The sequence below is a fragment of the Streptomyces sp. NPDC086989 genome (genome assembly GCF_044745505.1).
Classification (GTDB): Bacteria; Actinomycetota; Actinomycetes; order Streptomycetales; family Streptomycetaceae; genus Streptomyces.
The window spans coordinates 100,404-114,438 of record NZ_JBIVAL010000011.1 but is presented as its reverse complement, the minus strand read 5'-3'; the positions used below and the strand labels follow the sequence as shown (position 1 = coordinate 114,438).

11 protein-coding genes are annotated in these 14,035 nt (G+C 76.1%); 1 reads left to right on the top strand and 10 read right to left on the bottom strand.

What is annotated here, in order from left to right; translation table 11 throughout:
• Positions 1-15: 15 nt before the first annotated feature.
• The 5 genes from ACIPK4_RS26225 to ACIPK4_RS26205 all read right to left on the bottom strand — a co-directional run bounded on the left by ACIPK4_RS26225 (position 16) and on the right by ACIPK4_RS26205 (position 6,285).
• Entirely contained in the window at positions 16-2,151 is a 2,136-nt protein-coding gene (locus ACIPK4_RS26225; RefSeq protein ID WP_402316537.1) for a condensation domain-containing protein, read from the bottom strand.
• A 213-nt stretch (positions 2,152-2,364) separates the two neighbouring features.
• Positions 2,365-3,222, bottom strand: coding sequence for a 4'-phosphopantetheinyl transferase family protein (locus ACIPK4_RS26220; protein ID WP_402316533.1), 858 nt, complete (start codon positions 3,220-3,222; stop codon positions 2,365-2,367).
• A gap of 15 nt (positions 3,223-3,237) precedes the next feature.
• Positions 3,238-5,034 carry an acyl-CoA dehydrogenase gene (locus ACIPK4_RS26215; protein WP_402316531.1) on the bottom strand — a complete coding sequence of 599 codons (1,797 nt, stop codon included), beginning with the start codon at positions 5,032-5,034 and terminating at the stop codon, positions 3,238-3,240.
• 158 nt (positions 5,035-5,192) lie between these two features.
• Complete coding sequence (locus tag ACIPK4_RS26210; protein WP_402316528.1) at positions 5,193-5,999, bottom strand: acyltransferase domain-containing protein; 807 nt, start codon at positions 5,997-5,999, stop codon at positions 5,193-5,195.
• Positions 5,989-6,285 carry an antibiotic biosynthesis monooxygenase gene (locus ACIPK4_RS26205; RefSeq protein ID WP_054223933.1) on the bottom strand — a complete coding sequence of 99 codons (297 nt, stop codon included), beginning with the start codon at positions 6,283-6,285 and terminating at the stop codon, positions 5,989-5,991. Before ACIPK4_RS26205 ends, ACIPK4_RS26210 begins: the two co-directional genes overlap by 11 nt.
• A gap of 326 nt (positions 6,286-6,611) precedes the next feature.
• On the opposite strand from ACIPK4_RS26205, the gene ACIPK4_RS26200 reads away from it, so the two are divergent.
• Positions 6,612-6,896, top strand: coding sequence for a PqqD family peptide modification chaperone (locus ACIPK4_RS26200; RefSeq protein ID WP_402316526.1), 285 nt, complete (start codon positions 6,612-6,614; stop codon positions 6,894-6,896).
• A gap of 595 nt (positions 6,897-7,491) precedes the next feature.
• Here ACIPK4_RS26200 and ACIPK4_RS26195 read toward each other — a convergent pair.
• The 5 genes from ACIPK4_RS26195 to ACIPK4_RS26175 all read right to left on the bottom strand — a co-directional run bounded on the left by ACIPK4_RS26195 (position 7,492) and on the right by ACIPK4_RS26175 (position 14,023).
• Entirely contained in the window at positions 7,492-9,288 is a 1,797-nt protein-coding gene (locus ACIPK4_RS26195; RefSeq protein ID WP_402316523.1) for a condensation domain-containing protein, read from the bottom strand.
• Between the two features lie 134 nt (positions 9,289-9,422).
• Positions 9,423-10,379, bottom strand: a complete 957-nt coding sequence (locus ACIPK4_RS26190; RefSeq protein WP_402316521.1) for an aromatase/cyclase — start codon at positions 10,377-10,379, stop codon at positions 9,423-9,425.
• A gap of 82 nt (positions 10,380-10,461) precedes the next feature.
• The gene (locus ACIPK4_RS26185; protein ID WP_402316519.1) at positions 10,462-11,421 is read right to left on the bottom strand and encodes an aromatase/cyclase; all 960 of its coding nucleotides are present in this window, start codon (positions 11,419-11,421) and stop codon (positions 10,462-10,464) included.
• Entirely contained in the window at positions 11,421-12,269 is an 849-nt protein-coding gene (locus ACIPK4_RS26180; protein WP_402316516.1) for an SDR family NAD(P)-dependent oxidoreductase, read from the bottom strand. Before ACIPK4_RS26180 ends, ACIPK4_RS26185 begins: the two co-directional genes overlap by 1 nt.
• A complete protein-coding gene (locus ACIPK4_RS26175) occupies positions 12,266-14,023 on the bottom strand; it encodes an FAD-dependent oxidoreductase (protein WP_402316513.1) in 1,758 nt (585 codons plus the stop codon). The genes ACIPK4_RS26180 and ACIPK4_RS26175 overlap by 4 nt, the downstream gene beginning before the upstream one ends.
• Between the last annotated feature and the right edge of the window lie 12 nt (positions 14,024-14,035).

The following is a 14,035-nucleotide window of genomic DNA, read 5'->3' as shown; positions in this document are numbered from 1 at the left end:
GCGGGGCGGGACGGCCTACGAGGACTCCTGGCGGATGGCCGCGGAAAGGGCGCGGGCGAGGTCGCGGGCCGAGGCCCGGCTGCCGTCGGCGCTGCCGCCGATCGACACCAGTGGGGCCCTCCAGCCCTGGGCGCCGATGCGCTCCGCCACCTCGTACGCGACGGCTCCGCCACCGGAGAAGCAGCCCAGCAGCAAGGGTTCCGCCTCGGAGAGCAGGGGCCGCAGCGCCGCCAGGCAGGCCGTGGCACCGGCCGGCGCGTCGAGGGTGACGAGCGCCTGCGGGCCCCGGTGGGCGCGGGCCACGGCCGCGTAGCAGTCGTCCGGGGCCTGCGGCGGCGGTACGAGCAGTACCGTCCCGGCGCCGGGGTGCGCGGCGGGACGCAGGGTGACCAGCGCGGGCACGGACTCGTACGGCACCGCCACCGCATCCGGTACGGGCAGGCCGTCGAGCAGCGCGAGTGCGTCGGCGACGGTGGTCCCGGCGGGGCCGGCCGCCGGGAGCCCGCGCAGCAACAGGGCCGTGTGGCCGAGGATCCGGGCCGTTTCGGCGTCACTCAGGCGGGTCCGGTCGCTGTCTGCGGTCAGTACGAGGGCGCCCGCCCAGTCGTGGCGGGCGGTGAGGGCGAACGGCAGTCCGGTGAGCGCCTCGACGGTCTCCGGCGGGGCCACGCGCACGTCGGACGCGGCCAGTTCCTCGTCCAGCGGGTCCGCGGCGCCGTCGGGCCCGGGGGCGGCGGGCGGCCGTTCGAAGGTGAGGAGCGTTTCGGTGAGCGGTGTCCGTGCGGAGCGCCCGGCCCGGCGGCTGATCTGCCCGGCGGAGACCCACTCGTACGCGGACAGGCCCAGCGCACGGTCCCGCAGGTCGGTCAGCAGCCGCGTCAGCGGGGCCGCCGGGTCCACGTCCACGGACAGCGGGAGCGGGTTGCCGAGCGGTCCGGGGAGGCGGTCCGCGCCGTCGAGCAGGATGCCGCGGCCGGAGACGGTCACCCCGAACGCGACGGTGGACGGGACGGGGCCCCGGCCGGTCGCCGCGGCCGCGCGGTGCAGTTGGAGGGCCCAGGCGGCGTGCAGGGCGGTGCTCTCCGGGACCCCGCACGCGGCCGCCCATCCGCGCAGCCGGGCCGCCTCGGACGGGTTGAGCCGTACCCGGGTGTGGCCGTACCCCGTAGCCGGGACCGGACCGGCGACCGGGGCCGCCGGGAGGGTGTGGGCGTCGGCGGGCGGGGTGGCCCGGGACCAGAACTCCCGGGCCGGGCCCGGATCCTGCCCGGCGACCCAGCGCAGGTGGTCCGGTATCCCGGGGCGCCGCTCGCCGCCCGCCGGGCGGCCGTCGGCGGCGTACGCCCGCAGGAAGGCGCGCAGCAGCGCCCGTACGCTCGGGGCGTCGAGGAGGGCCTGGTGGTAGGTCAGGGCGATCCGGGCGTCGGGGCCGTGGGCGCCGGGCTCCCCGTCGGCGCGGAGGATGCGCAGCGGGCCGGGCCGGCCCGGTTCGAACGACCGCTCCCGCTCGCCGCGGAGCACGTCCGCCCAGTCGGCCTGCCCGTCGGGTTCGTACGGGGCGTGCCGCACCCGGGCCTCGACGCGCTCGTGCACCCTGACGACGGGCCCGCTGCCGCCCCGGCCGGGGCCGGGGGCGAACGCGGCGCGCAGGACGGCCTCGCGGTCGGTGACGGACTGCCAGGCCGCATCGAACCGGCGCCGGTCCAGCGGCCCGTACCAGCGCAGGTGCAGTTGTCCGACGTGGAGCTGCGGCCCCGGCGGGGCGGTGATGGTGTCGAGGAGGATCTCGCGCTGACGGGCGGAGGCCGGCAGCCCGGGGGCGGGGCCGGCGAGGTGTGCGGCCCGGCCGGGAGCGGGCTGCTGCGGCAGGGCGGCCAGCGGACCGGGCCGCGCCGGGCGGCCGTCGCGCGCGGCGGGGTCGGTGAGCAGGTCCGCGAGCCGGCCGGCCAGGGAGGGCCGGTCGGTGGGCCTTTCGCCCGGCCGGCAGGTCAGCTGGAGCGTGTGGTGGGTCGCGGTGTGGCGGCGCAGCTTCGGCCCGCAGGACGCCGCCATGACGAGGGCGGTGGCCATGACCGGGGCGTCCAGGGGCCCGACCAGGTCGAGTGCGGGTGGCGTGCCGGGGGCGATCACCACGGTGATGGCGTCGTCCATCGGCCCTCCTCCCTTCGCACGCCACGGAAACGCCCCTGAAGCAGGCGAGTCAAGTCGAAGTCAAGAATAAGGCAAAAGGAGGTCAAACAACATGCCTCAGGCATCGGATTGTCTGATTCCCCAGGGAACTTGGCACGTTTCTTGTGTCATGTGCCCTGCTTCCGGGCGTTCAACGGCCTGACCGGCGGGGCGGCCGGGACTCCCCCTCCCCGGTCAGGCCGGGTCCAGGAGTGCCGCCGACACCATGGCGACGAAACCCTCGTCGAGCATGGTGGCCACGGCACTGTCCCGGGACGTGTCCAGTCCGGCGTCGTGGCAGGCCACGCTGAGCAGGTAGCGCCCGGCCACGGGGAAGGTGGCGAAGGCCCATTCGCCGTGCGTGGCGGGCGAGCCGTCGGGGGCGAGCAGGCCGGTCTCCCCGCTGGTCGCCGTGGCGAAGCCGAACTCGGAGAAGCCCATCCGAAGGCCCTGCCCGAGGGCCTTCGTGTACGCCTCCTTCAGTGTCCACAGCCGCAGCATGCCCGCCGCCCGCCCGCGTTCCCCCAGCGCCGCGAGCTCGGCGCGCTCGGCGGGGGTGCAGACCTGGTCCTGCAGCAGGTCGAAGGCCAGCCTGCGGTCGGCGGGTTCGGTGTCCACGCCGATGCGGCCGTTGCGGCTGATGCCGACCGCGATCAGATCGTCCGTGTGGGTCAGGCTCAGGTCGATCTGGTCGAAGCCGCGCAGGTACGGGCGTCCACCGGGCTTGTACGAAAGGTCGAGTTCCGCGGGCCCGGTACCCAGCGCGGCGGCGGCCGTGTACCGGATCGCCAGCCGGGAGGCGACGAAGCGGTGCCGGGCGGTGGGGTCGGCGGTGTCCCGGTAGCGCAGCCAGTCCCGGCCCAGCAGGCGGCGCAGCCCGGCCCCGGAGGCCGGCTCCGCGGGCCACTCGTCCCAGGTGGTGTGGACGCAGGCGTTGCCGTTGCGGACCATGCCCGCGGCCACGTCCGCCCAGGGCCCGTCGGGTCCGGCGGCGTGTACGGGCGCGCTCAGCAGCGGTGAGTTGCGCCGCTCGTACCGGTCGTGGTGGTTCATCGCGTGTCCCCCGGCTCACTGGGCCAGTTCGGTGGCGTCGAGGTCGCAGCTGCGGCCCGCCCGGTAGCGGCGCACGAGCTCCTCCAGCACCTGCCCGAGGCAGTCGTCGGGCAGCTCCGGCACCGGGATGCCGAGCCGGCCGCCGATCCGGGTCAGCGCGAGCACGGCCCACGCCGGTGAGGCGAGGAACGGCTCGCTGCCGTCCTGGCCCTCCCAGGTGCCCAGGACCGCGGCCGCGGCGAGCACCAGCGCGTAACGGTCGCTGAGCACGCACCACGCGGGATCGGCGAGGGCGGCCGCGCCCTGGGGGATCGCCCGGCACTGCTCGCGCAGCGCCCGCAGTTCGGTGACGAACGCCTCGGCGAGGTCGGCGAGGACGGCGAGCTGGCCGCCGACCCCGCGGACCTCCGCCAGCCGGGCGGCCGACCCGACGAGCGAGGCGGCGAGGAAGTCCCCGCCGTCGGCGATGCCCAGGAGCCGGTAGTCGAGCTGCGGCAGGCTCGCCGCGGAGCGGAACAGCTCGGGCGGCGGCTCCTCCTCCTTGAACCAGGCCCGCTCCGCCAGGGCGCGCAGCTGGGGCACGATCACGGCCTGGCAGGCGGCGGTCCCGGCGTGCCCGAGCCCGGCGACCGGCAGGTCCCGGGAGAGCTTGTCCAGCGCGCCGTACTCGGGGGTGCCGTGCTGGTATCCGCGCGAGCCGAGCACGGCCGCCAGCTCCTCCAGGCTCTCCCGGAGCAGGTCGGGGACGACGTACTTGACCGCCGCCGCGAGCACGTGGGTGCGGTCGGGCAGCAGGCTCAGGGCGCGCAGCGCGACGGTGGCCATGCTGTCGCAGGCCAGCAGGTCCGCGAAGACCCCGGCGAGGGGCTTGTGGAAGCGGCGGGCCACGGGACGGCTGCGGCCCGTGGTGGCGGCCCGCACCGCGGAGTGCAGGACCGTGCCCGCGGCGGCGACGGCGGTCGCGGAGATCACGCAGCGGTTGACCTGGTACGTGCGCAGCGCCAGCGCGACGCCTTCGCCGACCCGGCCGACGAGGGCGCCCTCCGGGACCTCGCAGTCGGTGAACTGCAGTCCGGAGAAGAGGGATCCGCGCATGCCGGCGGTCGGGACGCGCGGCAGGTGGGCGAGACCGCCGGCGGCGGCGAGAGCGTCCGGGTCGAGGAGCAGCACGGAGTGGCTGAGCGGGCTGCGGGCGCGGTCGGTCCGGGCGTAGACGACGTACGCGTCCGCCCGTGCGGCGTTGATGATGACGTCCTTGCGCCCGCTCAGCGAGAACCCGCCGCCGGGGCGGGGGGCCGCGGTGAACTCGTCGCGCAGGATGGCGTTCGCGTGGGCGAGCTCGTGGTGGACGATCGAGGCGCGGCCGCCGCCGAGCAGGATGTCCGCCGTGGCCCGGCGCTGCACGGCGCTGCCGGCCGCCCAGACGGCGGACGTCGCGAACAGCGAGGTGATGCCGGAGCCGAAGCCCAGGGCGAGGTCGCGGCGGAAGACCGGGCGCAGCACCTTGACGAGCAGGTCGGCGCGGGTAAGCCGGCCGCCGAACTCGGCGGGGACGAACTCGGCGCCCAGGCCCGCCCCCACCAGCAGCCGCTCGGTGGCCGCGGGCGGCTCGCGCCGCTCGTCGGCGGCGAACAGGGCGCCGAGGCCGTGCGGGTTCGCGGGATCGTAGGGGTCGCCCAGCAGGGCTTCGAGGCGCGCGGCCCGGCGCAACGCCTCGGTCTCCTCGGCGGCGCGCCCGGCGGCCCGGCCCCCGGGGGCATGACCGGCGGGCCCGCTCTCGGGACGCGTGGTGGTCTCGGTGGTGGTGGCCATGGTGGCGGAGATCAGCTCCTTCGTCCGGGACTCCCGGCCTGCGCTGTACGCAGCCCGCGGGGCTGGTCCGTCCTCGTGCGCGGATCTTCAGCGTGCGGGCGTCGACTCGATGCCCGCTTGAGGCTTCGTACAGCACGGCCGCAGACCGGCCACCGGGGTCACCGGTGGCGGCGGTCCGCGGTGCGTCCCTCGATGTGGAGCAGCACCGCGCGGGCGGCGCGCAGTTCACAGCCCGGGAGGGTGTCCTCGGGGTCGGGTCCGCAGGGGTGGGGGCGGGTGAACCCGGCCGCTTCGAGGGTGCGTACGGCATCGGCGGTGCGGATGACCTGGTGGGCCTGGAGCAGCAGCCGCTCGGGCCGCAGCCGGCGTTCGTCCGGCCCGGGGCCGATGGCCCGGCCGGTCGCCGTGCACACGAGGTCGACGGAGGACCGTGGCGCGGGGGCGCTCTCGCGGGCCGCCTTCAGGAACTCGCCCTCGGCGGCCCGGGCGGCGCCGGGTGCGGGCCGCGGCGGGACGAGCCGGCCGAGCGCGGCGACGAGCCGGGCCGCGTCGGCCAGGCTGAGCACGCCCGCCACGTGCGCGGCGGTCAGTTCCCCGGCGCCCTGTCCGGCCACGGCGTCGGCGCGCAGCCCCCAGCTCTGCCAGAGCCGGTACACGGCCACCTGGAAGGCGAACAGCGCCGGCTGGGCGAACTCCGCCCGGCGGATCAGGCCCGAGTCGACGCCGCCCTCGGGGGCGAACACCACGGCGGCGAGGGGCAGCCGCAGCCAGGGGTCCAGTGCGTCGCGCACGACGTCGTACGCGGCCCGGAAGTCGGGGACCGAGCAGTACAGCTCACGGCCGAGGGCGAGACGCCGGCCCGCGTGACCGGTGAACAGGACGGTCAGCGGCGGGGCCGCGGAACGCCGCGACGGATGCGGCCCGCGGGGCCGGCGGGCGAGGAGGGCGGCCGCGTCATCGGACACCGGGCGCCGCCTCCACGGTCTCGTACAGACCGGGCTCGGGGGTGGCCAGCGGGCCCAGGTCCTTGACGAGGGCCTGGAACTGTTCGCTGCGGACGGCATTGCGGTGGGCCTCGGCGTCCTGCCACACGGCGAGTTCGAGGAAGATCCGCTCGTCGCCGAGGTGGCGCAGGGCCTCGTGGCCGATGTAGCCGGGCTGGCTGCTCATGTACGCGGTCAGGCGGTCCTTGACGGCCAGGAAGCGGTCGATGTCGCCGTGGACGGTCAGCTTGTTGACGAAGGTCACCATGAGGGCTCCTCGGGTCTGCCACGGCGGGGTCGCCGCCCTGTGTGGGGTTCTGGGGGACTGGGGTTGCGGATGCCACGCTCGGCGGAGCGGCTCGAAGAGCCCTGGAAGACGGCTCGACCCCTTCTCCAGGGTGCACGGGAACCGGCCGGAGCCCGGCGTGGCGGTCCGGTAAACCCCCCTAACTCCTGAATGTGGGCCCACAGGGGGTGTCGTGGGGGGAACCCCAGATTGCGGCCGGTCCCATGGATCCTGCCCGGCTTCCGTAATAGCTTGAGGGTTCCTCGACCGGCCCGAAGGCCGGCGCCGAGCCGGCCCCGGAGGTGCCCGTGCGGATCCGACCGATGCCCGGGGTGCGTGTCACCTCCGTGGACGCCGACGGCCGTCTGGAACTGCTGGCCGCGTCGTCCACCGGCCCGGAGAGCTACCGCTGTGGGCCGGTGGGCACCGCCATGTGGATCGCCCTGCGCCAGCACGACGGCGACAGCACGGCGGCGGCGGCCCTGCTCGCCCGCCTCTGGAACACCGGCCCCGAGAACGCCCGCGCGGATCTGGACGTCTGGATCGAGGAGATGCGCGACGCGGGCCTCCTCTGCGCGGAGGCCGCCCCCTGACGGGCAGGTGCGGCAGCAGCACGGACGGGCCACGACAGCAGCGGCCACCGGGCCTCGCCGCCTCCCGCCGCCCGCGCCGGGCCCCGGCAGCGGCGCCGCCGCGACAAGCCCAGCCGAACGCCGCACCTGCCGGTCGCCCGTCGCCGAAAACCGAGCCCAGGGCACCCTGTCCCCCGGCGCGCCCGCCGACCCCGGTGACGGCCCCCGCCCGGCGCCGCGGGCGGCCGAACGAGGGCCTCGGCCCCACCAGCGACGGCCCACCAGCCGCGCGGCAGCCCACCGCTGGCGCGACAGCCACCACCGGCAACCCACCACCGGCGACAGCCCATCGGCCCCGCGCCAGCCCACCCGCCGCGCGACAGCCCACCGCTGGCGCGACAGCCACCGCCGGCAGCCCACCAGCGGCGCAGCAGCCCACCCGCCGCGCGACACCCCACCCCGCGGGTACGCCGAGGGCGTTCGCCCTCCCGGTCCGCCACGCCCGCCCCAGCGGGCGACGCGCGCGCGGGCGTCGACGGCGGATGGCCGCACCGGCCCGTCATGGCCTGGCGCGCCGGGCGACCGGGCTTCGGGCCGGTGGGGCGGGGCCGATGTGTCAGGGGGCGTCGGGCGGGGTGATCGTGATCGGTGGGGTGGGCCAGGCGTGGGCCGTGATGCGGTGGGCGAGTTCGCGGGCCAGGGGGGCCGCGGCCGGGGGGCAGCTCAGGGTCAGGGGTTCGCCCCGCGCCAGGACCGGGCGCAGCGCGGCCAGGCAGTCCGCGGCGTCCGCCGGGCCGTCCAGGGCGACCAGCCGGCGGTGCCCCGGTTCGGCCGGGGCCGGGGTGGCGGCGGGCGCGTCCGGGGACGGGACCAGGACCACCGTGCCGGCTCCGGGGCGGGTGGCCGGGCGGAGCAGGACCAGGCGTGCACCGCCCGCCGGTCGCGGCAGCGGCGGCTGCGGCCGGGGGCCGAGCAGCCGCAGGGCCTCGCCGACGGTCGTCGACTCCCGTACGCGGGCGGGGAACTCCCGCAGCAGCAGCGCGGTCCGGTGGACGGCGTCCGCGGCGTCGGCCGCGTCGGCGATCCGCGTCCGGTCGTGCACCCCGGTCAGCACCAGGCCGCCGTCGCGGTCGTGGTGCGCGGTCAGCGACAGGGCGAAGCCGCTGTGTGCGTCGACGGTCTCGGGCGCGGTCACCCGGATCCCCTGGGCGGCGAACTCCTCGTCCAGCGGATCCGGGCCGCTCGCCGCCGGCGGGTCGAAGGCCAGCAGTGTCCCGGTGAGCGGCTCGTCCGGCTCCCGGCCGCTCCACGCGTGCACCTGTCCCATGGAGACCCACTCGTACGCGGCGAGGTCGAACGCCCGGTCGCCGAGGTCGGCGAGCAGCCGGGCGAACGGCTCACCGGGGTCGACGTCCACGGACATCGGCAGCGGGTTGCGCAGCGGGCCGGGCAGCCGGGAGGCCCCGTCCAGCGGGATGCCGCGGCCGGACACGGCCATGGCGAACGCCACGGTGACCGGGCCCGCGTCGGGGACGGCCCGGCGCAGCTGGAGGGCCCAGGCCGCCTGGAGGGCGGTGCTCTCGGTGACGCCCCGCACGGCGGCCCAGTCCCGCAGCCGGGAGGCCTCGTACGGGTCCAGCCGGACGGTGGTGCGCACGGGTCCGGTCCGGGCCCGCGGCCGTCCTGCGTCCCCGGTCGGCGGCAGGGTGGCCGATCCGGCGGGCGGCGCGGCCGCGGACCAGAACGCGCGGGCCGGGCCGAGGTCCTGGCCGGCCAGCCAGCGCAGGTGGTCCCGCAGGTCGGGGCGGCGCTCGCCGCCGGTGGCGGCACCTTCGGCGAGGTAGGCCCGGGCGAAGGCGCGCAGCAGCAGGCGTACGCTGCGGCCGTCGAGCAGGGCCTGGTGGTACGTCAGGATGACCCGCGTCGGACCACCCGCACCGCCCGCACCCCCGGTACCGCCCGCACCGCCCGCACCGCACTGTTCGTCGAGCAGTGCGATGCGCAGCGGCCCGGGCCGCGTCAGGTCGAAGTCGCGCTGCCGCTCGCTGAGCAGCAGGGCCTGCCAGTCGGCGGAGCCCTGCGGGTGGCGCACCGGCTGCGCGACGACCCGCGGGTACACGACGACGCGCGGTCCGCCGCGGGTCCCGTACGGGGCGAACGCGGCGCGCAGCACCGCCTCGCGGTCGTACACGGTCTGCCATGCGGCCTGGAACCGCCGGGTGTCCAGGGAGCCGTACCAGCGCCAGTGCAGCTGTCCGACGTGCAGTCCGGAGCCGGGCCGGGCGGCCATGGCATCGAGCAGCACCTCGCGCTGCCGTGCCCCGGCGGGCAGTCCGGGCCCCGGGTGTACGGGGTCCGGGCGTCCGGGCCCGGGGTGTGCGGGCGGGCCGGTCTGCTCGGAGCCGACGCTCATCCTCTCCCCCTCGTCTCGGCCTCGCACTTCAAAGGGGTCGAGTATGCGCGGGGGTTCCACATTTCGCTGACGCGGGCCTGACACCCCGCCGGAGTCCCGGCGGAGCGCAGGGCCGTGCGCGGGGCGCCCCGGCGTCAGAGGGTGCGGACGGCAGTCTCCGCGTGCCGTCGGGCCAGGCCGAGCGTGGCGGTGCTGTTGCGGCCGAGTGCCTCGCGCACGTACCGGCGGGCCGCCGCCAGGTCGGCGCCGGGGCCGAGCACCCGCTCGACCGCCTCCTCCCGCAGCAGCACGCTGTGCTGGGAGACGGCGGTGACGCCGCGCTCGTCGGGGATCAGCGACCACTCGCCGGTGTGCGCGGCCATCAGGGCGGGGGTCGCGGTCTGCTTGTAGACGATGCGGCCGGCGTGCGGGAAGCACACCCGCACCGACTCGGTGGTGTGCGCGGAGCCGTCGGCGGTCACCGTGTCCATGCTCAGCAGCTGGACGCCGGGCTCGTCCTCGGTGACGGTGGCGCGCGCCACGTGCGGGATGCGCTCCGGCCAGTCTGCAGCCCCGTAGAGGAACTGGTAGACGAGTTCCGCGGGGCCGTTGACGCGTACGGAGTCCTCGAAGGACAGCATGAGGCCGTCGAGCCGGGTCCAGCGCTCCGCGGCCTCCTTCAGCGTGGCCAGCTGGGCGCGGCTGTTGGTGTCGGTGGCTTCCTTGGTCCATTCGACGTCGGCGGGCCGGTCGCCGGCGACGGCGAAGTCGTGCAGCAGCACCAGCCGGGAGCGGCCGGTGCCGCGCGGCTCCACGATCCAGCTGCCGCCCATCGAGACGACGGGGGCGGCGGGGACCTCCTGGCGGAAGTCGATGCGCAGCCCGGGCGCGTCCAGGGTGCGGCGCGAGAGCCAGGACCTGACGGTCCCGTTCGCGGTGACCCAGATGTGGAACCGGTCCTGGGAGCCGTCGAAGTCGAGCCGTTCCACGTGGATGACCGACGGGAAGAACAGCGGCCACCGGGTGGTGTCCGCGAGCAGCCCGTAGACAACGCCCGGGGGCGCGTTCACGTCCACGGAATAGGACGTGCGGTGCACCTGCTGGACCGACATCGCCACACCCTTCCCTCACAAGTGATCAAAAGTCTGTCCGTACCGGCCTGAACTCCGCTCGAAACGCCCTGGAGTGCGGGCCTCAGCGCGCGAGCGCCGATTCCGCGTGCTGCTTCGCGTACGTCATCGTCGCCGTGCTGTTGCGGCCGAGCGCCTCCCGTACGTACCGGCGAGCCGCCGCCAGGTCGGCCGTGGCCCCCAGCACCTGCTGCACCGCCTCCTCGCGGAGCACGACGCCGTGCTGCGAGGTGACGGTCGAGCCGTACGCGCCGCCGGTGACCGTCCACACCCCGGTGTGGGCGGACATCAGGGCGGGCGTGCGGGTCTGCTTGTAGACGATGCGGCCGGCCGCCGGGAAGCACACCCGCACCGATTCGGTGGTGTGCGAGGACCCGTCGGCGGTGAGCGTGTCCATGGCCATGACCTGGACGCCCGGCAGCTCGTCGGGCTCGGTGAGCTCCAGCCGCGACACGTGCGGCAGCAGCTGTGGCCACTGCTCGGCCCGTTCCAGGAAGGCGTAGACGAGCTCCGGCGGGGCGTCGACGCGGACGGTGTCCTCGAAGGACATCACGAGGTCGTCGAGCCTGCCCCAGCGCTCGCCGAGCGCGGCCAGGTTCGCCAGCTCCGCACGGCTGTTGGTGTCGGTGGCGCGCTCGACCCACTCGACGTCCTCGGCCCGGTCGCCCCCGACGCAGAAGTCGTGCAGCAGGACCAGCCGGGAGCGTTCGGCGCCCAGCGGCTCGACGATCCAGGTGCCGGTCATCGCCGACAGCGGGGAAGCGGGGACCTCCTGCCGGAACTCGATGCGCCGGGCGGCGGCGTCGAGGACCCGGCGCGAGGTCCAGGACTTGACCCGGCCGTTCGCCGTCGCCCACATCCGCAGCCGCTCGTGGACGCCGTCGAACTCCAGGCGCTCCACGTACACGTTGGGCGGGAAGTACAGCGGCCACTGCACGGGGTCCGCGATCAGTCCGTAGACCACGCCCGCGGGGGCGGCCACCTCGGTCTCGTGCACGGTGCGGTGCACCCGCTCGGCCGCCATCAGAAGTTCCCCAGCCCGCCGCAGACGTTCAGCGCCTGCGCGGTGACGGAGGCGGCGAGGTCCGTGGTCAGGTAGCCGACCATGGCCGCCACCTCCTCCGGGGTCGCGTAGCGGCCCAGCGGGATCTTCGCCTCGAACTGCTCCTGCACGTCCTCGGTCGTGGTGTCCCAGGCGGCCGCGTAGCCGGCCCGGACGCGCTGCGCCATGGGCGTCTCGACGTAGCCGGGGCACACGGCGTTGACGGTGATCCCGGCCGGGGCCAGCTCCTTGCCGAGGGCCTTGGTGAAGCCGACGACGGCGTGCTTGGACGCCGAGTAGGGCGCGCCCAGCAGGACGCCCTGCTTGCCGGCCGTGGAGGCGATGTTGATGATCCGGCCCCACGGGGCGCCGCCGAGGCCGCCGTGCTTGAGGACTTCCCGGGTGAGCAGGAAGACGCTGTTCAGGTTGGTGTCGATGACGTCGTACCAGAGCTCGTCGGTGATGTCCGCGGTCGGACCGCCGCCGCTGCGCCCGGCGTTGTTGACGAGGACGGAGACCGGGGCCCCCCACTCCGCGACGGCGGCGGCCACCAGCTCAGCGACCGCTTCGCGGGAGCGGACGTCGGCGGCGGTGCCCGCGACGTCCAGGCCTTCGGCGCGCAGCTCCTCGACGGTCCGCTTGACGTTCTCGGGGGTCCGCGCGCACAGGAACACCCGGTGTCCGCGGCCGGCCAGGTCCCGTACGACCGCCAGGCCGATACCGCTGGTGCCGCCGGTGACGAGGGCGACCGGCCTGTCCGGCGCCGTCGGCACCACCGGCCGCCCCGTTGTCGTCGTGGCCGTCGTGGCCGTCGTGGACGTCGTGGTCATCGTTGAGCCTCCAGAACCCGTGGTGGGAGTTCGACCGTGTCGCGGAGCACTGGAGGTGCGGTGGAAGCGGGATCGAGGGCCGGTACGGGTTCTCCCGCGCCGGGGTCCGCAGCCGTCGGGGCGGCCTGGGGGCCCAGGGGCGCCAGGGCCTGCGCGAGGGCGCGCCGGGTCAGGGCCGCGCCGCCCGCGGCGACGTAGCCGTCGGGCCGGATCAGCAGCCAGCCGCCGGGCCGCATCCCCAGCGCACGCCGCAGCACCCCTTCCGGATCCCCCAGCGGCCGGGGCCCGCCACCGTCCACGCAGTCCCCGGCCGGGCCGTCCTCCACCGTCCGCACCGACAGCCAGGCGCCGTGCGTGCGGGCGGCGGCGGCCGCCACGGCCGCGCCGACCCCGCCCGGGCCGCCCGCCTCCCACACCAGAGACCAGCGGGGGTCGCGCAGTTCGGCGCGCAGCGCCTCGGAGCCGGGGTCTCCGCGCCGGTCGGCCGCCGCCGCGGCCCGGGTCCCGGCGGGCAGCCCCATCAGCGGGTCGGCGGTGCTCAGCGGGCTGTCCCCGTACGACAGGAGCAGGCCGGACATACCGCCGAGGACCTTGCGCTGGATGGCCCGGCGCAGTGGTCCGACGGTGCGGACGACGGTGAAGACGACCGGCAGGGCGAGCCCGGCCAGGGCGTTCTTGAACTGGACCAGGAAGGTGGCCTTCCGGGTCGATCCGATCAGGGCCTCGCCGATCGGGACCCGTTCCTGCCCGTACGTGGCCAGCAGCTCCCGGCCGGCCTGCCCCCGGGCGGCCATGGCGAGCTTCCAGGCCAGGTTGTAGGCCTCCTGGATGCCGGTGTTCATGCCCTGCCCGGAGGCGGGGCTGTGCACGTGGGCCGCGTCGCCCGCCACGAAGCAGCGGCCGTCGTGCATGCGCGGCACCATCCGCTGCTGGAACGTGAACACGGAGGTCCACTCGGGTTCCCCGACCCGGACCGGGCGGCCGAGCCCGGCGCCGAGCTTCTCCGAGAAGCGTTGCGCCGCATCCCCGGGCCGGGCTCCGGGGGCGGTGTCGAGCAGCCGCCAGTACCCCTCGCGCTGGTACGGGACCATCATCAGGGCCTGGCTGCCGGTGTGGACCCAGTAGATCGTGTCGGGCGGCAGGTCGGTGGAGACGGGGGCGTCGGCGAGCGCCCAGGTCTCGCTGGACTCGCCGATCAGCGGCAGCCCGAGTTGCTTGCGCACGGTGCTGTGGCCGCCGTCGCAGCCCACCAGCCAGGGCACCTCGTACTCCTCGGTGCTGCCGTCGGGGTGCTCCAGGCGGGCGCGCACCCGGGCCCGGTCCTGCTCGAACGAGGCCAGCCGCACCCCCCATTCGACGGTGACGCCGAGCCGGGCGACGGCCTCGCGGAGCACGTGTTCCGTCTCCGCCTGCCCGATGATCAGGCTGTACGGGAAGCGGGTGGGCATCGTGCGGTAGTCCGCGTCGAGGCGGACCAGGCGGCTGCCGCGCGCGTACATCGTGAAGGCCCGGTTCTTGCGGCCCCGCGCGAGCACCCCGTCCACGACGCCCATCTGGTCGAACGTCTCCAGGGTGCGCGGGTGGACGGCCACGGCCCGGCTCTCGCGGGCCGGCCCGGGGGCCCCGTCGACGAGGCGTACGCGCAGCCCCCGCCGGGCCAGTTCATGGGCGGCGGTCAGGCCCACGGGGCCCGCCCCCACCACGAGGACCCGGGCGGGTCCGCCCCCGGACGGTGTGCCGGTACTGCTCGCCACGTGGCTGCTCCT

Excerpts from the sequence above, each read along its gene's own strand:
- ACIPK4_RS26220 (WP_402316533.1), bottom strand. The coding sequence starts at position 3,222 with ATGAACCACCACGACCGGTACGAGCGGCGCAACTCACCGCTGCTGAGC.
- ACIPK4_RS26180 (WP_402316516.1), bottom strand. The coding sequence starts at position 12,269 with ATGACCACGACGTCCACGACGGCCACGACGGCCACGACGACAACGGGG.
- ACIPK4_RS26225 (WP_402316537.1), bottom strand. The coding sequence starts at position 2,151 with ATGGACGACGCCATCACCGTGGTGATCGCCCCCGGCACGCCACCCGCA.
- ACIPK4_RS26205 (WP_054223933.1), bottom strand. The coding sequence starts at position 6,285 with ATGGTGACCTTCGTCAACAAGCTGACCGTCCACGGCGACATCGACCGC.
- ACIPK4_RS26190 (WP_402316521.1), bottom strand. The coding sequence starts at position 10,379 with ATGTCGGTCCAGCAGGTGCACCGCACGTCCTATTCCGTGGACGTGAAC.
- ACIPK4_RS26215 (WP_402316531.1), bottom strand. The coding sequence starts at position 5,034 with ATGGCCACCACCACCGAGACCACCACGCGTCCCGAGAGCGGGCCCGCC.
- ACIPK4_RS26185 (WP_402316519.1), bottom strand. The coding sequence starts at position 11,421 with ATGGCGGCCGAGCGGGTGCACCGCACCGTGCACGAGACCGAGGTGGCC.
- ACIPK4_RS26195 (WP_402316523.1), bottom strand. The coding sequence starts at position 9,288 with ATGAGCGTCGGCTCCGAGCAGACCGGCCCGCCCGCACACCCCGGGCCC.